The 24210-nt window shown below is 36.5% G+C and carries 21 protein-coding genes; 2 read left to right on the top strand and 19 right to left on the bottom strand.

The window, feature by feature from the left end; translation table 11 throughout:
• Positions 1–64: 64 nt before the first annotated feature.
• From recG to GJE18_RS04315, 5 genes are all read right to left on the bottom strand, one after another.
• Positions 65–2110, bottom strand: coding sequence for an ATP-dependent DNA helicase RecG (gene recG / locus GJE18_RS04335; RefSeq protein ID WP_060550884.1), 2046 nt, complete (start codon positions 2108–2110; stop codon positions 65–67).
• A 1-nt stretch (position 2111) separates the two neighbouring features.
• Positions 2112–2981: an L-serine ammonia-lyase, iron-sulfur-dependent, subunit alpha gene (gene sdaAA, locus GJE18_RS04330; RefSeq protein WP_085622305.1), complete on the bottom strand. Its 870-nt coding sequence runs from the start codon at positions 2979–2981 to the stop codon at positions 2112–2114.
• Positions 2982–2998: 17 nt separating this feature from the next.
• The gene (gene sdaAB / locus GJE18_RS04325) at positions 2999–3664 is read right to left on the bottom strand and encodes an L-serine ammonia-lyase, iron-sulfur-dependent subunit beta (protein ID WP_060552470.1); all 666 of its coding nucleotides are present in this window, start codon (positions 3662–3664) and stop codon (positions 2999–3001) included.
• 161 nt (positions 3665–3825) lie between these two features.
• Positions 3826–5484 carry a fatty acid kinase catalytic subunit FakA gene (gene fakA, locus GJE18_RS04320; RefSeq protein WP_107368507.1) on the bottom strand — a complete coding sequence of 553 codons (1659 nt, stop codon included), beginning with the start codon at positions 5482–5484 and terminating at the stop codon, positions 3826–3828.
• Positions 5485–5496: 12 nt separating this feature from the next.
• Positions 5497–5871, bottom strand: coding sequence for an Asp23/Gls24 family envelope stress response protein (locus GJE18_RS04315; RefSeq protein WP_037564745.1), 375 nt, complete (start codon positions 5869–5871; stop codon positions 5497–5499).
• Between the two features lie 440 nt (positions 5872–6311).
• Between GJE18_RS04315 and rpmB the strand changes: the two genes are divergently transcribed.
• Positions 6312–6500 carry a 50S ribosomal protein L28 gene (gene rpmB / locus GJE18_RS04310; RefSeq protein ID WP_037564748.1) on the top strand — a complete coding sequence of 63 codons (189 nt, stop codon included), beginning with the start codon at positions 6312–6314 and terminating at the stop codon, positions 6498–6500.
• 80 nt (positions 6501–6580) lie between these two features.
• Here rpmB and GJE18_RS04305 read toward each other — a convergent pair whose 3' ends face one another.
• The 14 genes from GJE18_RS04305 to gmk all read right to left on the bottom strand — a co-directional run bounded on the left by GJE18_RS04305 (position 6581) and on the right by gmk (position 22094).
• Entirely contained in the window at positions 6581–7216 is a 636-nt protein-coding gene (locus GJE18_RS04305) for a thiamine diphosphokinase (RefSeq protein WP_060550882.1), read from the bottom strand.
• 3 nt (positions 7217–7219) lie between these two features.
• Positions 7220–7870 carry a ribulose-phosphate 3-epimerase gene (gene rpe, locus GJE18_RS04300; RefSeq protein WP_060550881.1) on the bottom strand — a complete coding sequence of 217 codons (651 nt, stop codon included), beginning with the start codon at positions 7868–7870 and terminating at the stop codon, positions 7220–7222.
• Positions 7870–8745: a ribosome small subunit-dependent GTPase A gene (gene rsgA, locus GJE18_RS04295; RefSeq protein ID WP_060550880.1), complete on the bottom strand. Its 876-nt coding sequence runs from the start codon at positions 8743–8745 to the stop codon at positions 7870–7872. The genes rpe and rsgA overlap by 1 nt, the downstream gene beginning before the upstream one ends.
• A gap of 294 nt (positions 8746–9039) precedes the next feature.
• Positions 9040–10317 (bottom strand): cytochrome P450, encoded by a 1278-nt coding sequence (locus GJE18_RS04290; protein ID WP_107368508.1) that lies wholly within the window; start codon positions 10315–10317, stop codon positions 9040–9042.
• Between the two features lie 301 nt (positions 10318–10618).
• Positions 10619–12595 carry a Stk1 family PASTA domain-containing Ser/Thr kinase gene (pknB, locus tag GJE18_RS04285; RefSeq protein ID WP_165886086.1) on the bottom strand — a complete coding sequence of 659 codons (1977 nt, stop codon included), beginning with the start codon at positions 12593–12595 and terminating at the stop codon, positions 10619–10621.
• Entirely contained in the window at positions 12592–13335 is a 744-nt protein-coding gene (locus GJE18_RS04280) for a Stp1/IreP family PP2C-type Ser/Thr phosphatase (protein WP_103346142.1), read from the bottom strand. The genes pknB and GJE18_RS04280 overlap by 4 nt, the downstream gene beginning before the upstream one ends.
• A gap of 5 nt (positions 13336–13340) precedes the next feature.
• Positions 13341–14435, bottom strand: coding sequence for a dual-specificity RNA methyltransferase RlmN (gene rlmN, locus GJE18_RS04275; protein WP_037564763.1), 1095 nt, complete (start codon positions 14433–14435; stop codon positions 13341–13343).
• The gene (rsmB, locus tag GJE18_RS04270) at positions 14435–15742 is read right to left on the bottom strand and encodes a 16S rRNA (cytosine(967)-C(5))-methyltransferase RsmB (protein ID WP_060550876.1); all 1308 of its coding nucleotides are present in this window, start codon (positions 15740–15742) and stop codon (positions 14435–14437) included. Before rsmB ends, rlmN begins: the two co-directional genes overlap by 1 nt.
• Positions 15743–16675 carry a methionyl-tRNA formyltransferase gene (gene fmt, locus GJE18_RS04265; RefSeq protein ID WP_060550875.1) on the bottom strand — a complete coding sequence of 311 codons (933 nt, stop codon included), beginning with the start codon at positions 16673–16675 and terminating at the stop codon, positions 15743–15745. It abuts the gene before it with no gap.
• Entirely contained in the window at positions 16668–17156 is a 489-nt protein-coding gene (def, locus tag GJE18_RS04260) for a peptide deformylase (RefSeq protein WP_105995187.1), read from the bottom strand. Before def ends, fmt begins: the two co-directional genes overlap by 8 nt.
• Before the next feature lie 197 nt (positions 17157–17353).
• Positions 17354–19765, bottom strand: coding sequence for a primosomal protein N' (gene priA / locus GJE18_RS04255; protein ID WP_107397004.1), 2412 nt, complete (start codon positions 19763–19765; stop codon positions 17354–17356).
• Positions 19762–20979: a bifunctional phosphopantothenoylcysteine decarboxylase/phosphopantothenate--cysteine ligase CoaBC gene (gene coaBC / locus GJE18_RS04250; RefSeq protein ID WP_060550872.1), complete on the bottom strand. Its 1218-nt coding sequence runs from the start codon at positions 20977–20979 to the stop codon at positions 19762–19764. Before coaBC ends, priA begins: the two co-directional genes overlap by 4 nt.
• 282 nt (positions 20980–21261) lie before the next feature.
• On the bottom strand, positions 21262–21471 hold the full coding sequence (gene rpoZ, locus GJE18_RS04245; RefSeq protein ID WP_037564773.1) for a DNA-directed RNA polymerase subunit omega: 210 nt from the start codon (positions 21469–21471) through the stop codon (positions 21262–21264).
• The gene (gmk, locus tag GJE18_RS04240; protein WP_037564775.1) at positions 21471–22094 is read right to left on the bottom strand and encodes a guanylate kinase; all 624 of its coding nucleotides are present in this window, start codon (positions 22092–22094) and stop codon (positions 21471–21473) included. Before gmk ends, rpoZ begins: the two co-directional genes overlap by 1 nt.
• Positions 22095–22254: 160 nt before the next feature.
• Here gmk and GJE18_RS04235 point away from each other — a divergent pair, with 160 nt between their 5' ends.
• The gene (locus tag GJE18_RS04235) at positions 22255–23967 is read left to right on the top strand and encodes an Rqc2 family fibronectin-binding protein (RefSeq protein ID WP_107368512.1); all 1713 of its coding nucleotides are present in this window, start codon (positions 22255–22257) and stop codon (positions 23965–23967) included.
• Positions 23968–24210 lie beyond the last annotated feature (243 nt).

Raw genomic sequence — 24210 nt, 5'->3', positions numbered from 1 at the left:
TATGGATAATAGTAAAAAAGCATTAAGTACGGTTTCTCACGTCTTAATGCTCAGAATGTTACATTTAATCAAAGCGTTGATGTAACATATTATCTTCTATAAACGAACGTAATTTATCAAATTGCGATGTAAAAAACACACCGCTTTGAATCAATTCTGCCGCTTCGTCTCTTGCCACTTCAAGCATTCTATAATCCTCAACGATGTTGCCAACTAGAAAATCTGGAAGTCCACTTTGTTTCACTCCAAAAAAGTCTCCCGGACCACGCATCTCTAGATCTCGCTCACTCAATTCGAATCCATCCGTCGTTTGTGTCATAATTTGCATACGTTCAATACCTGTCTCAGTTTTGGGTGAGGCTATCAATACACAGTAACTTTGATGTTCACTTCGACCGACACGTCCTCGTAATTGATGCAATGTCGACAGGCCAAATCTATCAGCATCGTATATCATCATAAAAGTTGCATTTGGAACGTTTACTCCTACTTCTACAACAGTTGTTGCAACAAGTACATCTATATCATGCGCACTAAATTGATGCATGACCTGATCTTTTTCATCTGAAGTCATCTTACCGTGTAAGATTCCAATTCGCGCTTCAGGCAATTGTATTTTTAAATCGTCATAGAGTGCAATCGCATTTTGTACATCTTCAAGATGCTCAGAACTTTCAATAAGTGGTGAGATAACGTAGGCTTGACGTCCTTTTTTCAATTCATTGTTAAGTTGACTTAAAACTTGTTCATAGGCTTCATGTTTAGCCCAATATGTTTGAATGGGTTTACGTCCTTTTGGTAAATGTTTGATAGATGATACGTCCATTTCGCCAAAAACGGAGATCGCCAACGTTCTTGGTATCGGTGTAGCCGTCATAAAGAGCACATTGCTTAATGCTCCTTTCTCACGTAACTTTTGTCGTTGTTCAACACCAAACCGATGTTGCTCATCTGTAATGACAAGTCCAACATTATGAAAGGCAACGTCATCTTGTATGAGTGCATGCGTTCCAATAACGCAATCAATCTCACCTTGTGCCAATTGTTCAAGTAATAATCGTCTCTTTTTACCTTTAACGGAACCTGTTAATAATGCAACGTTCATTTTGTCACCAAACAATTGCGCTAAACTTTCTGCATGTTGTTCGGCCAGTATTTCTGTAGGTACCATCAATGCAGATTGATAGCCAGCTGTTTTTAACGCATACATACATATTGCGGCAACGACTGTTTTACCAGATCCTACATCTCCTTGCAGTAATCGATGCATGCGAATAGGCGCTTTTAAGTCTCTAAAAATTTCATTGACACTTGTTTTTTGACCTTCTGTTAATTCAAATGGCAATCCGTCGATAAATCGTTTAACATCATCCAGATTATAATCGACTTCTACCGCTTGATCTGACGTTTTTTCAAGCCGATTTAACCATTGCATACGTAATTCAAACATAAAAAATTCAGTAAATGCAAATGTCCGGCGTGCTTTTAGCAATGATTGCTTATCTTTAGCTTGATGCAAAGCATTTATAGTATCATTTAATGTTTCTAATTTATATTTTTTGCGTAAATCGCTAGGTAGCCACTCATGAATCGTCACGTCTTTTAAGGTTTTCTGAATCATGTCGTTAAGCGGTTTTTGTTTGAATCCTTCTTTCACGCGATAAATAGGAGTGAATTGTGCTGCTTCTACTTGAGATAGGTCAAACATCATTTTAGTGCCGTTAATCTCTTGTTTATGTTTGAGCCATTTGCCTTTAATCACGACAGGTTGATGTAGTTGAATGTTCTTCTTAAGATAAGGTTGATTAAAAAACACAACTTTCACTGCAATGCCATTAATCATGACATGTACTGTTAGTTTAGATTTATTACGTCCAAAAAAAGCGACAGTTGGCGAGGAATAGACCTCACCTTGTACTGTCACTGTAGATTCATTATCAGCGTCATTTAAATCAACAAGTGAATTATCTTCATAACGCGTTGGCAAATGAAGTATTAAGTCTTGTATACTCCATATATTCATTTCATTAAGAATTTGAAGCCGTTTCGGCCCCAACCCTTTGATGTCCTTTAACTCATAAGGATTTTCAATGAGGTTTACTTTTGTCATATTAATCACCAAAGATTTGTTGTTTGAGGCGTTGACCTGTAGGCGTACCTGCAAGGCCACCACGTCCTGTTTCACGTAATGCAGACGGCATCGTTTGCCCAATACGATACATCGCATCTATGACTTCATCCGTTGGAATACGTGATTCAATACCGGCTAACGCCATATCAGCTGAAACGATAGCATTGGAAGCACCAGCAGCATTTCGTTTAACACATGGAACTTCAACCAATCCTGCGACTGGGTCACATACTAAGCCCAGCATATTTTTCATGCAAATCGCAAAACCTTCTGCAGATTGTCTTGGTGTACCGCCCGCAGCTTCAACTACTGCGGCAGCTGCCATCGCTGCTGCAGAACCCACTTCAGCTTGACAACCGCCAGCAGCACCAGAAATCGACGCATTGTTGGCTACTACAAATCCAAACGCCCCTGATGTTAATAAAAAGTTTAACATATCTGTACGTGAAAGTTGTAATTTATCCTTTAATGCAAATAACACCCCTGGCACTACACCAGCTGATCCGGCTGTTGGTGTCGCACATATTTTCCCCATCGCTGCATTGACTTCATTTGTCGCAACCGCTTTACTAACTGCATCAAGTAACGTATCTCCAGCGATAGAACGACCGCTTTCAATGTACTGTTTCATTAATACTGCGTCACCGCCAGTTAAGCCTGTTTTTGAAGTGACACCATTGATACCTTCTTCAACAGCATTTTCCATCGTTTCTAAGTTTTTATTCATATGAGCATAGACTTCTTCTTTTGTTAAACCCGTAACGGCCATTTCTTGCTCCATCATCACTTCATAAATCGCTTTATCTTCAGCTTCACATTTAGCGATTAGTTCTTTAACATTTTTAAACATGCTATCCCCTCCATCATTTACGCATCACCCATTAAGGAGACTGTTACTACACCAGGTACTTGACGAATTTCATTTAAAATTGCTTCACTTATATCTTCATCAAGTTCACATGTCATCAGTGCTTGGTCACCTTTTTCTTTACGTGCCACTTGCATACTACCAACGTTGATACTATGATCACCAATGATATTTGCCACTTTACCAATCGTACCAAATGTATCCTGATGAAAAACGAGTAATGTTGGATAATTGCCACTTATTGCTAATTTAAAACCGTTAATGGCAACAATTTCAATTTTACCGCCACCAATAGAGACACCTTCAACCGATATATGATGGTCACCATCAATCATATCAATAATCGCTGTATTCGGGTGTGCCCGCTCTTCCGCCATTTCAATGAAATTGATACGCATACCTTCTGCTTTTGCTGTTTCAAGACTGCTTTCGATACGACTATCGTCCGTATCATAACCTAAAAGTCCACCAACAAGTGCAACATCGGTACCGTGTCCACGATATGTTTCCATAAATGAACCATATAAATAAATATCTGCTTGCTGTGGTTGCTTGCCAAATAAATCTCTTGCAACGAGACCTATACGCACAGCACCAGCTGTATGAGAAGACGATGGGCCAACCATCGTAGGACCTATAATGTCAAAAACACTTTTATATTTCATCATTTCATTCCCCCTAGTTGCAAATTAATGCAAGACATTCACATTATAACAAGCATTTTCATGTATTGAAATATTGTGATATTGATTACAAATGCGCATATATTATTCCAAAAAAATCACAGGTTAATGGTTTATACCCATATCCTGTGACTTTAAAAAATTTATTCAACTGAGAAAAAATAAGGATAGATTGGTTGTTGACCTTGTTGAATTTCAACTTCCACATCTTCATAGTTCGACTCCATATAGGATTCAATCCATTCTGTTTGTGCTTCAGTTGCTTCTTCACCAACGATAATCGTTAAAATTTCGCTATCTTCATCTAACATTTTGTCTAATGTTTTCTGTAACGTCACGTGAACATCCTTATCACTTACAACAATCTTATCTTCAACTAAGCCCATAAACGCATCTTTTTCGATAGTAATACCGTCAATTTTAGTATCACGTACCGCATACGTAATCGACCCAGACTTCACATCTTCTAATGCTGACGTCATTACGTCTTGATTTTGTTTTAAATCAACCGTACTGTCGTAATTGAACATCGCCGTAATACCTTGTGGAATGGTTTTTGTAGGTACAACCACTGCTTCAACATCAACAATTTCAGCAGCTTGTTGACTTGCCATTTGAATATTTTTGTTATTAGGTAAAATAATTGCACGTTTACAACCACTTTGTTCAATAACTTTCACAATGTCTTCAGTAGAAGGATTCATAGTTTGTCCGCCACTAATCACATGCGTGGCACCCATCGATTTGAATAGTTTTGTAATGCCATCGCCCATTGAAATTGTAATAATAGCTGTTTCAACTGGTTCATTTGACTCTGCCTCGGCATCATTAGCTTTAGCAGCTTCTTTACGTAAAACTTCACGATGTTGTTCACGCATATTTTCAGCTTTAACTTTAATTAATTCACCATACTTTTGACCGAACGTGAATACCTCACCTGGTGTTTCAGTATGAACGTGGACTTTAACAATTTCATCGTCACTAATCACAAGTAAAGAATCACCGAACTGACTCATGTCATCTCTAAATGTAGTTTCATCAAATTTTGCTTTTCCTGGTAAAAAGCGCACCATCATTTCAGTACAATAACCGTAAACGATATCCTCGGTATTAATGACACCATGGAAGTCATGTTCATCATTAAAAAATGCTTCTTTATCAACGCTAGGTGCTTTCTTTTCAATTTTTTCGCCTTTCATGGCCATCAAGAAACCTTCATAAACAAGTGTTAAGCCTTTACCCCCACTATCAACAACGCCAACTTCTTTTAAAACCGGGAGTAGATTTGGCGTATTTTCAAGTGACTTTAACGCTGCTTCATAGACATGTTCCATAATTTCTAAACAGTTATCTGTATCATTTGATTTTTCTGTCGCAGCGTGCGCAGCATCTTTAGCCACTGTTAAAATAGTACCTTCAACAGGTTTCATGACTGCTTTATATGCTGTGTTAACACCGGCTTCGAAACTTTTAACAAAGCCTTGCGCATCAATTTCTTTTTCATTTTCTAATGCTTTAGAAAATCCTCTAAAAATTTGTGACAGAATAACACCTGAATTACCACGTGCGCCCATCAATAAACCTTTAGAAAATGTCTTACCTAATTCCCCGATATGGTGCGTTGGATTGTTTTGAACTTCTTCTCTACCTGACGTCATTGAAAGATTCATATTCGTTCCTGTATCCCCGTCTGGAACTGGATATACATTCAATGCATCTACCATATCCGCATTATTAGATAAATTTTGTGCTCCCTGTATAATCATTTCGGCAAATAAATCACCGTTGATTTTCGTAACCATCCGAATGTCCTCCTATTTGTCATTACCGTCGTTATTAAAACGCACGCCCTGTACAAAAATATTTACTGAATTCACTTTTAATTTTAGTGTATGTTCAAGTGTATACTTCACGGTAGCTTGTACATTTTGCGCTACTTCAGAAATTTTCACACCGTAGCTGACTATAATATACATATCTACATCCAAAATACCGTTGTCTTCTTTAACTACAATACCTTTCGCGTAGTTCTCATGACCTAAAATTTCTGCTAACCCATCACGAACTTGTTGACGTGAAGCCATTCCAACGATGCCATAGCATTCCACTGCTTTGCCACCTACTACTGATGCAATTACCTCGTTTGAAATATCTATGCTGCCGTAATCATTTGTAATTTCTAATGACATAAATAACGCCTCCTTATTCAACACTTGTATATATGGAGTTACAAGAAATAACTTGGATGACCTTAGATGTTTGATCTCAAATTCGTTTATCGGAAGTTAGAAAACATAACACCTTATATACCCATTCATTTTTGTTGACGTACATTAAAAATAATGCACTTATGCCTCACTAACATACTTTCCCATTAGTATCGATTTACATATTTATATCTATCTTACTAAATTTATTTAAACCTTTCCATAAGGAACTACCTTATTTAAAGATTTTGTAAACATGCAAATATTTAATCACAATTTAAGATTATATCAGAAAGTACGTCATGCACAAAGTATTTTCTAATATATCATCTATTTTTTATTGCTTTAAAAATTTGAATATGGTATATTACCTTAGTATGTAGTAGCAAAGTGTATTTGTATTTCTTAAAGGAGGTACGATGATGGGTAAACAATGTTTCGTAACAGGCCGTAAAGCGTCAACGGGTAACCACCGTTCACACGCATTAAACTCAACTAAACGTCGTTGGAATGCTAACTTACAAAAAGTTAGAATTTTAGTTGATGGTAAACCTAAAAAAGTTTGGGTTTCAGCTCGTGCTTTAAAATCTGGTAAAGTTACTCGCGTGTAATTATCAGTAGCACGTCTCTCAATTGAGAAATTTTTGATATAGTAAATCCCGTGTCTTTATGTGGAAGACACGGGATTTTTTTAGTCTTTACTTCGAATTTGATACAGCATACCTTCGTGTAGAAGGATTTCTGCATCGTTGTCTTTAAATTCATTTGAAATGGTTAACGTTGCACCTTGTTCTAAATGTTTATTATCAAGCTCGTATTTGAAACCTTTTAATGATAAGGTCGCATAATCAGTGGCTGGAATAAATGAAATGTATGGGTACCGACGTTTCACACGTTTTGTGTATGTGCCTGGCGTTAATAATTCAATGACATTACGTTGATCGATGAGTTGTATTTTTTTATCTTTAAAATCTGCATGTTTTAATAATTGCATGGCACCCATAAAATGATCTAATCGACCACCTGTCGCCCCATAAATTTTAATTTTTTTGTATCCCATCTCTAATGCTTTTTGAACAGCATACGCGAGATCAGTGACATCCTTTTCTTTTGGCATGGTTTCAATGTTCATACGTGCTTCTATCCACTGCTTTTCCTCAATTGTAACTGAATCAAAATCACCTACCGCATATATCGGTTGTATCTTTGATTGTAGTAATTCGAGTGTGCCGCGGTCTACGCCTATCCAATCTTCATTAACCTTTTTTTGTAATAAGCGATTTGGTATATTACGTTGACTACATAACAAATGAACACGTTTTTTCATCAATTATCCCTCACATTTTAAATGTTTTAGAGCTACATCGTACGCATCAAACTTAAAAAAGTAAGAACCTGCTACAAGCCAGTCTGCACCGGCCTCAATAACGGATTGAGCAGTTTGATCATTGACACCGCCATCCACTTCAATTTTAAAATTGAGTTGGTGTTCTGTTCTAAACGCATCGAGCATTTTAATTTTGTCTACAGCTTGTGGAATAAATGTTTGACCGCCAAATCCCGGATTCACAGACATCACTAAAACAAAATCAACATCGTGTAAGATACTATGGAGTTGCGATACAGGTGTACCTGGGTTAATCACTACACCGGCTTCTTTACCATGTGCTTTAATTTTTTGTACCGCTCTATGAATATGCGGTGTCGCTTCTAGATGCACTGAAACTTTATCTGCACCTTTATCGCAAAATGTATCTATATATTGTTCAGGATTGGCAATCATTAAATGCACATCTATAGGTAATGTTGTTTTTGCCCGTAACGCCTCTAAAATTGGAAACCCAATTGAGATGTTTGGCACAAATTGACCATCCATTACATCAAAATGTAAGCCATCTACACCGGCTTCAGTTAGTTTTTCAATTTCTGTTTCAAGATTCATAAAATCAGCTGATAATAAAGAAGGAAAAATTTTAGTCATTAGTATTTCACCTTTCGATTTGAAATTTCATTGAGTAATTGTACGTAATGTTGATATCTAAAAGGTTCAATTTCACCTTCTTCTACCATTTTTTTAACATGACACTTAGGCTCATTCGTATGATAACAGTCTCTAAATTTGCATGATGCACCGTATTGACTAATTTCGATAAAATTATCTCTCAAAGTGTCCTTGTCGATATGATCAAAGTCCAAAGCACTAAAACCTGGTGTATCTGCAATAAATCCATTATGACGGGGGTATAACTCCACATGTCTTGTCGTATGTTTCCCGCGATTCAATGATGTTGATATTTCATTAGTTTCAATATTGAATGTAGGCTGATATTTATTTAATAGCGTAGATTTCCCTACACCTGACTGTCCACTTAAAACAGCAAGTCCTGGTTCCCATTCATTAAAAATATCCTCTGCTTTATCTGTTTTACCGATAAATTGTGTCGCATAACCTATTTTTTTATATACTTCTAATATCTCATTAACCGACCGCACCTCATCATCAGAAGCTAAATCCTTTTTTGTCACCACAATACGAGGCTTTAACCCATAAGAGTGACCAATCACTAAAAAACGATCAAGTAACTGCGTCGAAAAATTAGGCGATACCGCACTCATAACTATTACGAGTAAATCTATATTACTCACAGGTGGACGTTTTAACTCATTGTCTCGTGGGTGGATATGCTGAATGTACCCTGATGCATGCGTTTCGTCATCGATATCAACAATGTCACCAACAATTGGTGATATTTGTTTTTTTCTAAATAGCCCTCTAGGTTTTGCATCATATAATTGACCATCCACATCAACTCTGTAGACACCGCTTATCGATCTTATAATACGTCCTGTTTTCACATTTGCACCTCGTTTAATGATGATTTCAGATTCATTATAGCAAAGGTTTTTATGAATGCACATGTGAAAGAAACTTTTTACATATATTTATAACATTTACGATGATTTTAAGTTAAATTAACATTTTATAATAGGCTATCAGCACCATAAAGCGTAATCAAGAACTGCTATTCTTTTGGCCACATATTTACCATACTGTTAAGAAGATTTCTACCCATTGAAGCGTTCAACGTTCATCGATGGCTTTTAAGACAAAAAAGCGGCGGACATCAAAGTCCTAGCCGCTATAATAGATTATCGCTGTACGCGTGGACGCACATTTTGAATAATTGTACCACTTGTCACTTTACCTGGGAATTGGTCTAATTTCACAGATAAATCTTGTGAAGGGGCTTCAAAATCAATTTTATTCGCAAAATACTTAATCGTTTCTTCCATTACAATAATAGTCATCCATTCACCTGCACAACGATGGTTTGTATAGAAATCGCCTCCGCCTTGAGGAATTAAATCGAACGGACTGCCATCCCAATTTTCGAAACGGTCTGGATTAAATTGGTAAGGATTTTCAAAAAGTTCTGGATCATGTGTCGTACCAAAAACATCTAACAGTGTGAAAGTTCCTTTTTTAATACGATACCCATCAAATTCAATATTTTTCTTGAGTTTACCTGGTAAGAATGGTACAAACGGGAATATACGTCGAACTTCTTGGGCAAATTTATATGCATAGTTAGGATCATCTGACACTTGTAATTTGATACGCTCTTGGTCATATTCAATCATCGCTTTAACTGCATAACTTACAAATCGGTTCACTGCTGCAAGTGGACGCACAACATTCATTAAATCAATCGCACATAAGCGCGCATCCATAGGGTTACCTTTATAATCTTCCCAATGTGCAAATTCATACAAAGCAGTGCCTGGTTCAGCATTAATTTTACCTTTACGCACAGCAATGATTTGTTTTTCTAAGAATTGTTCCACACGTGCACGTGCTTTTTTAGCTTTACGATATCCTCCACCGATAGTTTGGCCAAGGCCTTTGAATGAATCGATCATAATATCCATGTCTTTTGCATTTTGTTCAGCTTCTTCAGCGGTTTGATGGATGCCCGCCCATCTAAAACCAATTTTAGTTAGAACATAGATGGATTCTTTATAAATGTTAACCTCTTTTTGATTTTGCATATGTTCTGTATGCATAAACCAATGATTACGAGTAAGTTCACGTAAATACTTTAAATTCTCTTCTGTCATTAGAGACATAAACAATGCTTTACGATCCACGTGTACTTTGCCTTTTGTCGTATGAATGGCACCTTTACCAAACAGAGTATTCACCACACGTTTAGGCAATGTTTTTTCACGTTGCATGACATCATTATTGTAGAATAACTCTGCAGCCTCTTTCCCACTAATCACTGCAATAGGCTTCATGCCCATACCTGTTGTTTGAAATGCTTTAGAATTAAATTTTTCTAAGCGGCACGGTACATATGTATATGCCTCTTTTAAAACTTTAAATGTGTTATCCAATCCTGGATCTTTTGGTAGTTGCTTTGCCACTTTACTTCCCCCCGTATTACATTTTCTTTCATTCTACCCCATTATAACGTGAATCAATCTCAATAATCTAATAAAAAAGAGGCAGCCAATGGGTTAAGGACATTTCAATTATGTATATAAATAACGTTGTATTATACAAGAAATAATCCTACTCTTTTATAAATCCTCTTCATTATAATTAGAAACATTAATCCGAATGTCGCACACACTAAAATACTCTAAAATAATGAAAACCTCCAAATATCATTGTTGATTTTGAAGGTTTTCATGTTATTACTATCTCATTTTTGAAATCATGATATCAAATATCATCATAGGCGATTGTTTCATCTTTCACCGTTTTACCATCAACTTTTACAATATAACTCGCTTCGCCACCCTCTTCGATAACAAAGCTCAAACTTTGAGTCGTAGCTTTTGTGATTGTGAATGATTGGATTGGTGAGGCGCCATTACTATTTTTGTCTTTTTTAAAAATCTCAACTTTTTGAGGTTTATCATTTTTACCCGTATATGGAATCGTAAATGACTCAGAATATGTTTTATCAGGTGATGATTCATCATCTTTAGATTTATCACCTTTCGATACGATAAAGTTAACGGTACTACCTTCATCCACCTCAGTTTTACGTGGCGAATGATTAATGATATCCCCTTCTTTAACCGTATCATCATGAAGTTCTGATTCAACATGTACTGTCAGACCTTTATTTTCTAGTTCTTTTTTCACCGAAGAGAATTTTTTATTTGTGTAGTCGTCAACATAAACTTTTCGTTTACCGAGAGACTCTGTAATTTCAACACGTTCTTTAGAAACTGAAACTTTTTGACCAGGCGTAATACTTTGTCCTTCAATATTACCTTTAGGTATGTCATGTTGCGTGTACGCAGTTGTAAAATGCACATTTTTAAAGCCCAATTTTTCTAAGGTCTTTTGTGCATCTGCTTTGGATTGTCCAATGAGATTTGGCATGTCTTCAATATGTTCACCTTTAGAAATGACAAGGTCAATTTTTGTGCCTTGTTCAACTTTCTCACCGACGTCAGGTTGTATTTTCATAACATGGTTTTTGGCGTAGTGCTCGCTATAATCTTGTGAAATACGTCCTACCTTAAGGTTATTATCTTTAAGCATTTTCTCAGCTTCAGCCTCTGTTTTGCCACGTAGGTCAGGCACCTGACTATATTTGTCACCCATCATTGCAGCAGCTACAAAAATAAATAAGCTGAAGAATAAAATAGTGAATATCAATCCAAAAAGGATTTTCTTCCCTCTTGAACGTTTTTGATATCCTTCATTCACTGGTGCTTTAGAGTGGGGTGTCGTCGTTACTACAGGTATTTGGGTTGTCTCTTTAACTGATTTTGGTTGAGATGGTTCGTTTTTAATTGCGTTTTTATCGAGTGTAATGGTCTTCGTTGCACTTTCATTAGGTTGATACAACGTTTCATGTGCTCTTGCTTCAGATAACGTCGAACTTAAATCATGGCGCATTTCAGCAACAGACCCATACCTTTTAGATTGGTCTTTTTCAGTTGCTTTTAATATCACATTACTTAAAGCTTGTGGCACATCATGCCGTGTATCCGATACATTAGGCACTGGGTCTTGAATTTGCTTAATAGCAATGCTCACAGGTGTTTCACCATTGAAGGGAGGATGTCCGATAAGCATTTCATACAAAACAATACCTAAAGAATAAATATCCGAGCGTGCACCCGTTTTTTCACCTTTAGCTTGCTCTGGAGATAAATATTGAACCGTACCCACGACATGATTGGTTTGGGTCATCGCTGTTTCACTTAATGCTTTTGCAATTCCAAAATCAACAATCTTAAGTGTTTGATTACGATCAATAATGATATTTTGTGGTTTAATATCTCGATGTACAATCCCTTTTTCATGCGCATGATGAATGCCTTTAAAAATTTGTTCAGCAAATTTAATGGCTTTTTCAGGCGCTAATTGACCATGAGATTTAATATAATCTGAAAGTGTTGGACCTTCGATATACTCCATCACTAAAAAGAAGCAATCATCTTCTTCACCAACATCAAGCACACTCACTATATTTTCATGTGACAATAATGTCGTATTTTGAACTTCACGTTCAAAACGTGCAATGGTCTCATGTTTTTCATTTGGCGGAACGTGTATCATTTTTACAGCAACTTGTCGTTTTAAAATACGGTCCCAAGCGACATAAACATTGCTCATGCCGCCTCCACCTAAGATATGTTTTAATTCATAACGTTCATCTATAATGCGTCCAATCATACAGGATCACCTGCAATTTCTGCTAAAACAAAAGAAGTATTATCTTTAGCTTCATAAGATTGCGCAAGTGCGATAAGAGCCTCACCTGTCTCAGTCAATGTCATAGATTCATTGAGTACATCGTGTATGGCTTGTAAAGGGACATAATCCGTTAAACCGTCAGAATTAAGTAACAAATATTGGTAAAAGTGAATGCGTTTTGTAAAAACATCAGGACTTACGCGACGGTCTGTTCCCATTACTTTTGTAATAATGTTACGTCTAGGGTGATGTAAAGCTTCTTCTCGTGTAATTTGACCTAACATGACAAGTTGATTCACAAATGTATGATCAATTGTCACTTGATCAAAATAACGACCATTTACCAAATATGCTCTTGAATCACCAATATTCGCAACAACAATATGATGGTCATAAATTAACGCACATACACATGTTGTCCCCATACCGCGATAAGCTGGTTCTCTCTCTGACAAAAGAAATAAATCAAGATTAATAGATTGTAAAGTTTGCTTTAACCATAGTTCCGCGTTTTCTTGTTCAATATAATTTTCTTCCTCAAAACGCTTTTGAAGTGCATCAACGACAAATTGTGATGCAACTTCTCCAGCTTGGTGACCACCCATACCATCACAAATGACAAGCAATTGTTGATCCGTTTGATTGTAAAAAATTCCACCTGCGTCTTCATTTTGTTCTCGGTAAAAACCAGCATCTGAAAATAATTCTGCGTTTAACATCGATTCTACCTCGTTTCTGCTTCACGTTCTTTTGCACGTAATTGACCACATGCTGCATCGATATCTGAACCTTGTTCACGTCTTATTGTAGCATTGATTCCTAATCGTTTTAATTCTTTTTCAAATTTAAAAATATCATCTTTAGGTGTTTTTACATAATTTCGTTCTGGCACATGGTTTACTGGAATTAAGTTCACATGGCAATTTAATGGTTTAATCAATGCTGCAAGTTCACGTGCATGTTCAATTTGATCGTTAACTCCACCGAATAAGCCATATTCGAACGTAATTCGACGGTTCGTCTTTTCTTGATAATATTGTATCGCTTCCATTAATTTGTTGACATCATACGCTCGGTTAATTGGCATCAGTTTAGAACGTATTTCATTATTCGCCGCATGCAAACTTACCGCAAAATTAATTTGTAATGATTCATCTGCAAAATCATAGATTCTAGGAATAATCCCTGAAGTTGAAACTGTAATATGGCGCGCACCAATATTTAAGCCTTCATCGTGATTGACAATCTTAAGAAAGTCCATCATTTCATCGTAATTCTCAAACGGCTCACCAATTCCCATAATAACAATTGATGAAACACGTTCATTTGTTTCATCTAGTGCTTTTTGCACTGTTAAAACTTGAGATACAATTTCCCCAGCTTCCAAATTACGTTTAAGCCCGCCTAACGTAGATGCACAAAATGTACAACCGATTCGACATCCTACTTGTGTAGTCACACACACAGAATTTCCGTAATCATGGCGCATCAATACTGTTTCAATAGTGTAACCATCTTGTAATTGGAATAAAAATTTAATCGTGCCATCTCGACTTTCTTGTTTTACGACTGTTTCTAACGTAGTGATACTAAAGTGGTCAGCAAGTAGTTGGCGTAAATCTTTAGATAAATTCGTCATTTCTTCAAAAGTATTTACACGTTTACCATACAGCCATTCAAAGATTTGTTTAGCGCGAAAACTTTGTTGACCGTGTTCTTGAAGCCACTGTTTCATTTCATCAAACCGTAAAGAATAGATCGATTGTTTTTCGAAATCAGGTAAAAACTTGTTTTTCTTTTTCTTATCAGCAGTGATCATTACGCATGTTCCTTTCTTTTAATTTTAGTAATAAAAAAGCCATCTGTATTAAAATCTTGCGGTAATAATTGTAGTGTTTTAATACGTTCATTCGTTTTTGGATTTTCAAAAACTTCAAATTCAAATTCTGGATGTGCCTTTAAAAAAGAATAAATTACATTCTCATTTTCCATCTGTTCTATGGTACATGTGGAATAAACCAATGTGCCACCTACTTTGAGGTGTTGCGATACATTTTCTAATATTTGAAGTTGTAAATCAACTAGTGATGTCACATCTTGTTCTGTAATCATATATTTAATCTCAGGCTTGTGGCGCAACACGCCTAGACCACTACAAGGTGCGTCTACAATGATTTTGTCATATTGTTTTGTATAAGGTTCTGTTGCATCGTGAACATACGTCGAGATGTTATTTAACTTCAGTTTATTGATATTATGTTTAATTAACTCAATTTTATGCGGATGTATATCTGTCGCTTCTACATGTCCAGTTCCATTCAACATTTCTGCAGTATGACATGCTTTACCACCTGGTGCACTACAACAATCTAAAATAAGATCGCCATGTTGTGGCGCTAAAATCGCACTTACAAACATTGAACTTTTATCTTGAATACTCATTTTACCATCTTTAAAAAGCTGCGCATGTATGACTGACCCATTGGAAACATGTAAACACTCATTTAACTCCGTATCTTGTTCGATATGAAATCCTTCTCTTTCAAGTGCTTTCATAGCATCGTTAACGGTAATCAATGTTTGGTTAACTCGCACAGTTTGCGCAACTGGTTTTAACATTTCTTGCGCAATGGCTTCTGTAGTATCTATGCCATAATGTGTTTTCCAATGTTTAATGATCCAAACCGGTATACTATACATAATTGATAAGCGCTCTATGTCATTCTTAATGGTGCTTAATTGGGGCAGTGATTCAGTTGTCAAACGTCTTAAAATCGCATTAACCGTGTTACCTGTTTGTCGGCCTCCGCGCTTTTTAGCTATTGAAACCGCCTCGTTAATGATGGCATGCGTAGGTATTTTATCCATATAGACAAATTGATAGATACTCATCCATAGCAATCGTCTTACCCATCCCTTAATCTTCGTTTTCAAAAATGGCTTTAAAAAGTAATCCAATGTTAATTTACGTTGAATGGTTCCGTAAACGAGTGCTGTATAAAGACCGCGATCACTCGGATTTAACTGCACTTGGTTTAAGACTTCATTGATTTTTAAATTACTATATGCGCCTTCTTTAAAAACCGCTTCAATTGTATCAAGACTTAATGCACGTACTGAAGTCATTTATCCTAGTTCCTTTCCGACCAATTCATCTTGGTAACCACTTAAAAAATTAGCAGTAGGCATGCGTTTTTTACCAGCTAATTGGATCTCTGTTAACGCAATACTATCATCAGACCCGGTACCTACAACAATCGCTTTTTTTGTTGTCTGCAAAATTTTACCCGGTTGTCCTGAAACATTTGGCACGAGTTCTGCTGTATACAGTTTCATTGTTTTCCCCTCTAAAGATGTTGACGCTACAGGCCATGGGGATAATCCTCGGATATGATTGAAAATTTGACGTGCCTCTTGTTGCCAATCAATCCATTCATCTTCACGTTGGATGTTTGATGCAAATGAAACTTTTGATGCTTCTTGAGGTACGCTTGAGTTGGTACCATTTAAAATGCTCGGTAATGTTTCTTGTAAAAGTGTTGTACCTAATGCGCTTAATTTATCATGCATTGTGCCCACATTATCTTCATCTTCGATAGGTATTGCACGCTGTGAAATAATATTCCCGGCATCAAGTTGTTGTACCATATACATAATTGTGACACCTGTTTCTTTTTCACCATCTATGATTGCTTGATGAATAGGCGCCCCACCACGGTACTTAGGTAATAATGAAGCATGCACATTTACAGCACCATATTTAGGGTGTGTTAATAATTCTTTAGGTAATAATTGACCAAACGCAGCTGTCACAATTAAGTCACATTCCATATTTAATAACGTCTCAAGTTCTTCAGAGTGTGCAAGTTTTTCAGGTTGTAATACAAGCAAATCATGTGCCGCCGCAACTTTCTTAACTGGAGGTGGTGTTAAAATACGTTTTCGACCCACTGGGCGATCAGGTTGTGTCACCACTGCTATAACGTCATGCGTTTCAATTAACATTTCTAAAATTGATGTTGAAAAATCAGGTGTACCCATAAAAATAATTTTACTCATTGTCGTAGTAGGCCTCCAATTCTTTTTCGGTAATTTCTCTATCCATAATATCAGTAAATAATACGCCATTAAGATTATCTATTTCATGTAAAATCATGCGTGCAATATCATCATACGCCGTTAACTCAACATCTCTTCCATAAATATCTTTACTTTTTACTGTAATCATTTGACTTCGCGTCACTTCTCCAAAACGATTTGGCACACTTAAACATCCTTCTAGTTCAGTTGTTGTCGTATCCGATGCGCGCACTATTTCAGGGTTAATTAATTGTAGTAGTCCGTCTTGTTCCATATCTACCATCGCAATTTGAAGTGGTATACCTATTTGTGGTGCGCTCAACGCTTGGCCACCTGCTGCATACATCGTATCTTCAATATCTTGAATAATTTGAGTCAAACGTTGATCAAATGTCGTCACAGGCGCTGCCTTTTTTCGAATTAAGGGATGTGTGTCCGTTAATATTTTTTTAATTGCCATGTCCAAATCTCCTATTAAAATTCATCATTATATTATAGCTTAAATTTTATAAAATTGCGATGACGTACATACAAAATGCACATAACGATTGTATTACAATGTTGAATCACTTTTAATAAATGCGAAACTATCATAAAAAAAGTGAAACAGAAATCGGATAGATTTCAATGTTTCACTTTTAAAAGTTTCACACTTATTTACATCATCATAAAAGGATTGATATCGATTTTTAAAGACAATTTCTCTTTTACAAATTGTTCATGATAAAAATCATCTAAATAGGTTAACGCATGTATGAGTGACGGTTCACTTTTATATTTCACTAACACTTGGAAACGATGTTCATTATTTATTCTCGGAATTGCTGCTGCTGAAGGCCCTAGGATGAGGGATTTATCAGATAAATGTTGAATTAATATTTGATGAATATGTGTGGCAGCTTCTAACACTTTTTTCATATTTTGATGTGTAATCGTAAAATTGATTAAATAATAATACGGTGGGTATTGACCCAATTGACGATACTTCATTTCCTTTTGATAAAAATTCAGATAATCACCGATTTTGACATCTTGAATTGCATAATGTTCAGGATTATACGTTTGAATAATGACTTCGCCAGTTTTTTCATGTCTACCTGCACGCCCTGCCACTTGTGTTAACAATTGAAATGTGCGTTCACTAGCTCGAAAATCAGGTAAATTAAGTAGCGTGTCTGCATTTAAAACACCTACTAAAGTGATATTAGGAAAATCTAAACCCTTCGCTATCATTTGTGTTCCTAGTAAAATATCACCTTTACCTTCACCAAATTGCTTCAGTAATTTTTCATGACTCCCTTTTTGTGTTGTTGTATCTACATCCATTCGGATAATACGCGCCTCAGGATACATTTCATTTAAATATTCTTCAACTTTTTGGGTTCCCGTCCCCATTTGTCGAATGTGTTCACTTTCGCAACTAGGACATTGAAACGGCGCTTGTGTTTGATACCCACAATAATGACATTTTAGTTGATCGGATGATTTATGATAGGTTAGTGAAATATCACAATTTGGACATTGTGGTACATGACCGCAATCACGACACAACATAAAAGATGCATATCCTCGGCGGTTTAAAAACAGTACTACTTGCTCATTGTTATCGAGTCTCATTTGAATCGCTGTTTTCAACTTATCTGAAAACATTGAGCGATTTCCATTCGCAAGTTCCTCGCGCATATCACATATATCAATATTTGGTAAAGGCTGTTGATTGACTCGAGATGGCATGGACAATAGCTGGTATACGCCTTTTTCAGCACGCGCATAACTTTCAAGACTTGGGGTAGCACTGCCTAGAACGAGCGGACATTGATGATATTCGGCACGCCAAACTGCAATATCGCGCGCATGGTATCGCGGGTAATCTTCTTGTTTATACGTTGCTTCATGCTCTTCGTCTATAATAATCATTCCTAAGTTTTTAAAGGGCGCAAATACACTAGAGCGCGCGCCAACACTAACACGTGCGCGACCATCTCTAATTTTTCGCCATTCATCGTATCGCTCACCTTTAGACAATCCGGAATGAAGGACTGCCACTTCATCTCCAAATCGACGTTTAAAGCGGTTCACCATTTGAGGTGTTAATGCAATCTCTGGCACCAACATCATTGCAGTTTTACCGTCTGTTAACACTTTTTCAATGATTTGAAGGTATATTTCAGTTTTCCCGGAACCTGTAACACCATGCAGTAAAAACGTTTCAGACGTCTGACTTTCTGTGGCACGCTTTAGTTGGTCAAATGTGGTTTGTTGTTCAGCAGTCAATACACGCTTTGATTCAGCTTCAAACACGCGTCCTTTATATGGATCACGTTCTATCGTTGCATCATATTTTTCAATGACACCATGTTTTACTAAAGTATTAATAGATGAATTCGAAAAGCCAATCTCCAACAATTCTTGTAAATAGACATCTCTGTGACTTTCATCTAGTAAAAAAACCAATAGTTCATATTGTTTAGGTTGTTTATTTAACGTCTCTAATCGTGCTTCAGCACGTGCAATATCACAAACTTTGACTGCTTTTTGTGTTTTTTTGGCAGTTGCTTGCTGCAATATTGTTTCTTCATAAATATGTCCATTCTCCAAATACGGTCGCAATGTTTGAATCATTTGATCTGCTTGTGCTTGGCGATAGGTGTATTGACCATTGCGGTCAAAATATTTAGAAATGCTTTCAGGAAGTTCTGTACCTTCATTGATTTGAAATACTTTTTGATACTTCGCTTTAATAGCACTTGGTAACATTGTTTCTAAAATAGATATACGTTTGCATATAAAATAACGACTAAACCATTGACTTAGATGCACTAATTCTTCAGTGAGTTCAGGCTGAATATCTTTTACTTCAAGAATAGCTTTTACTTTAGATAAATCATACTCCGCTTCATCATCAGGAATGCATGCCATGACATAGCCTTGAATTTTACGTGGTCCAAATGGAACGACGACTCTTACCCCAGGTTGCACTACAGACAGTAAATCATGAGGTATCCGATAATCAAACGTGCGGTCTACACGCTTAGCGTCAACATCTACAATGACTTGAGCAATCGTCATTGCCACTCACCTTCTAAAGTATCTAAAATTTGGCGTGCAATATCTATTTTAGCCCCTTTTGAAATAGGTACAGCATGGCCGTCTTTAAAATACATTGTAACTTCATTCTCATCTGAACTAAAACCGATGGACGTGTCGCCGACATTATTAGCGATGATAACATCGGCATGTTTGCGTTTCAATTTATCTTGTGCATATTGAGCGACATTTTCTGTTTCAGCTGCAAACCCTACAAGCTTTTGATGGGTTTTTTCTTCACCTAAAAATTTTAAAATATCCACAGTTCGTTTAAATTCAACGTTTACATTACCATCTTGTTTTTTCATTTTATGTTCTAAAGGTTGGCATGGCGTGTAATCAGAAACAGCTGCCGTTTTGAAAATAATATCTTGCGTTTTATAATGCGCTAAAACGGCATCAAACATATTTTGAGCACTTTGAACAGGGATGAATTTAACACCTTGAGGTGGCTCAATAGATGTTGGTCCTGAAATTAATGTCACGTGTGCGCCACGTGCCACTAGTGCTTCAGCGATTGCGTAACCCATCTTTCCAGAGGCACGATTCGAAACGAAACGCACTGGGTCAATAACTTCCACAGTAGGTCCTGCAGTAATTAAAACATGTTGATTGGTAAAGTAAGATACCGTGTCATTGATCGGTTCAGATGGCATAGGTTCAAAATGGGGAGTCTGTTGAATCATTTCCACAATATCAATAGGTTCTGCCATTCGACCTTTAGCCACATAGCCACACGCTAAAAACCCTTCACCAGGCTCAATAAAATGGTAACCATCTTCTGATAAAATTTTCATATTATGTTGGATACGTGGATTTTGATACATATTGACATTCATTGCTGGCGCAATCCATTTCGGTGTGGTAGTAGCAAGTAACGTCGATGTGACAATATCATCTGCCAAACCATGTGCAAGTTTAGAAATCGTATTCGCCGTTGCAGGCGCAACAACAATTAAATCTGCCCAATCACCTAATGCGATATGTTGAATCTCTTCTGGATTTTCTTCAATGAACGTATTCGTATAGACAGGTTGTCGACTAATCACTTGAAACGATAAAGGGGTCACAAATTCTTGTGCATGTGCAGTCATCATGACACGAACAACATAGCCCGCTTGTGTTAATTTACTTGTTAAATCAATAGCCTTATACGCAGCAATACCACCTGTAACTGCGAGTAATATATTTTTCATTTCTTCCACTCCCGTAAAAACACTTGATTTGATTATAATATAGGTTACTAATGATTTCACTTGTTTGTCATTCACAACACATTCTAATCATGGTTGTAGCGCATTTACACACTCATCTACGCATGATGTTGCCATACATGATGCATATCATTACTTTATCACGTGCTTTTTTGGATTTTAAAAAACCTTCAAAGTTCATATTCCATGAATTTTGAAGGTTATCCGTAAAGGTGAAATCATATATTTCAACTTCAGTTGCTAGATACATAGCAATCGAGTAGCTTAGAAGTTTTTAGGGTCAACATATGGATGTACTTTATTAGCAGCGATTTCTTCTAAAGCACGTCCAACTGTTTTTTTGCTCGTATAGTCATTTAATAATAAATGTTCTGGATCCGCTTGAATTTCACGTGCACGCTTTGCAGCTGTCGTTGCAATTAAATATTTAGAGCTAATCTTATCTTGTAATTGATGAATAGGTGGATATAACATTATTTTTTGGCCTCCAATAACATTTTTCGATATTTTGCTTCGATACGTTCCCGTTTTAAGTGTTCCGCTTCTACAATAGCTTGAATTCGGTCTTTCGCAAGGTCAACCTCATCATTCACTACGACATAATCATAAAGATTCATCATTTCAACTTCTTTACGTGCCTCATTGACGCGACTTTGAATTTTTTCTTCTGATTCCGTTCCACGTCCAACTAATCGTTCTCTTAAATGGTCAAGACTTGGCGGTGCTAAGAAGATAAATAAAGCATCCGGAAACTTTTTGCGCACTTGTTTTGCCCCTTCAACTTCAATTTCTAAAAAGACATCATGACCGGCATTCATCGTATCTCTTACATATTGAACTGGCGTTCCGTAGTAGTTCCCTACATATTCAGCATATTCGATAAATGCATCGTCTTCTATTAATTTTTCAAACTCATCCCTTGTTTTGAAAAAATAATCCACGCCATCTACTTCACCTACACGCATCTCACGTGTTGTCATTGAAATTGAATATTTATAAGATGTCGTTGGATCATCAAAAATCCGCTTTCGAACTGTGCCCTTTCCTACACCAGAAGGGCCTGAGAGTACTATAAGTAAGCCTTTTTCAGTATCCATTCCTTACGACCTTTCCTTCGCTATTCTATAGTTATTAACATATCTTACCATAATTATAATTCTATTGTATAGAGCTTACCTACAGAAATGTATAATCTGCATTACACGCATGTGCATGTTATAATGAATCAATGAATTTTAGTAAAGGTGGCACATAATTATGGCAATTGATGGACTTTTTACACGTAAAATGGTTGAATCTCTTCAATTTTTAGTCTCTGGACGTATTCATAAAATTAACCAACCCGAAAATGACACGATTATTATGGTCGTACGACAACAGCGTCAAAACCATCAATTGTTGTTATCCATTCACCCTAATTTTGCACGTATACATTTAACGGAAAAGAAATATAATAATCCTTTTGAACCACCGATGTTTGCGCGTGTTTTCCGTAAACATCTTGAAGGTGGCATTATTCAATCCATCCGCCAAATTGGCAATGATAGACGCATAGAAATCGATATTATGAGTAAAGATGAAATAGGCGATACCATTTATCGCACAGTCATTTTGGAAATAATGGGAAAACATAGTAACCTCATCCTCGTGAACGAAGAACGAAAAATTATTGAAGGGTTTAAGCATTTAACACCCAATACAAATCAATATCGTACTGTAATGCCTGGATTCGCTTATGAAGCACCACCATCACAAAATAAACAGAATCCGTTTACGTTTAAAGGTGAAGATGTATTACGTTTTATCGATTTCAATGCTGGGAAAATTGACCGTCAGCTTTTACACACTTTCGAAGGATTTTCTCCGTTAATTACGAAAGAAATTACAAGTCGCAGGCAGTTTATGACACCTCAAACATTGCCCGTAGCATTTGATGAAGTACTTCAAGACATCGATCACACTCTTACACCTGTATTTCATAAAAACCATGAAACTGGTAAAGAAGACTTTTATTTTATGACATTAACGCAGTTTTATGATGACCAAGTCGTCTTTGATTCTTTACACGAATTGTTAGATCGATTTTATGATGCTCGAGGTGAACGCGAACGTGTCAAACAACGTGCGAATGACTTAGTCAAACTCGTTCACCAACTATTACAGAAAAATTCAAATAAACTCAGTAAGCTCGTTGACGAATTAGAAGGAACATTAAATAAAGATGAACAACAACTTTATGGTGAATTGATTACAGCGAATATTTATCAATTAAAACCGGGCGATACGTCTCTAACGACGATTAATTATTATACCGGTGAAGAAGTTACCATTTCACTAAATCCAATGAAATCTCCAGCTGAAAATGCACAGTTTTATTACAAACAATACAATCGCCTTAAAACACGTGAGCGCGAATTAAAACACCAAATTGATCTTACAAAATCAAACATTGCTTATTTTGAAAACATTGAACAACAACTTGCGCATATTACTGTGGATGAAATTGATGATATTCGTGAAGAATTAGCTGAACAAGGGTTTGTAAAGCAACGCAAACAAAAGAAAGCTAAAAAAAGCAAACAAATAACCTTACAAACATATATTTCATCTGATGGTGACACGATACAGGTTGGGAAAAATAATAAACAAAATGACTATCTAACAAATAAATTAGCGAAAAAGTCTCATCTTTGGTTTCATACAAAAGACATTCCAGGTAGTCATGTCGTTATACTGGCAGATGAGCCCTCAAATCAAACGATCGAAGAAGCAGCAATGATTGCAGCTTATTTCTCTAAAGCTGGGCAATCTGGGCAAATTCCAGTGGATTATACTGAAATTCGCCACGTCCATAAGCCAAGTGGTGCTAAACCTGGGTTTGTCACGTATGATAATCAAAAAACATTATTTGCAACGCCCGACTTTGATAAAATTACAGCTTTGAAAAAACACGAGAATCATAAAAATTAATACATGATTAAAAGGGCTGCGCATATCAGACCTGTTAATTAAAAATAAGCTAACAAAATTCATTTATACATGAACTTTGTTAGCTATTATTTATATAAATCGATTTTGTCTTAGTGATGGACACTATGATGCATTGTGATTGATCCTTTAGCCGAGACTTCTGAGGCATTTAGCCGCAACCGAAAATCCATTTTGAGGTAAGGCGCCTAGAAAAGCGAGGCCTTAGGGACAATCATAGGTTTA

Origin of the sequence: Staphylococcus agnetis (assembly GCF_011466855.1) — a bacterium.
Taxonomy (GTDB): Bacteria; Bacillota; Bacilli; order Staphylococcales; family Staphylococcaceae; genus Staphylococcus; species Staphylococcus agnetis.
Note: the sequence above shows the minus strand (reverse complement) of the source record. Positions and strands in the feature narration are given on the sequence as shown.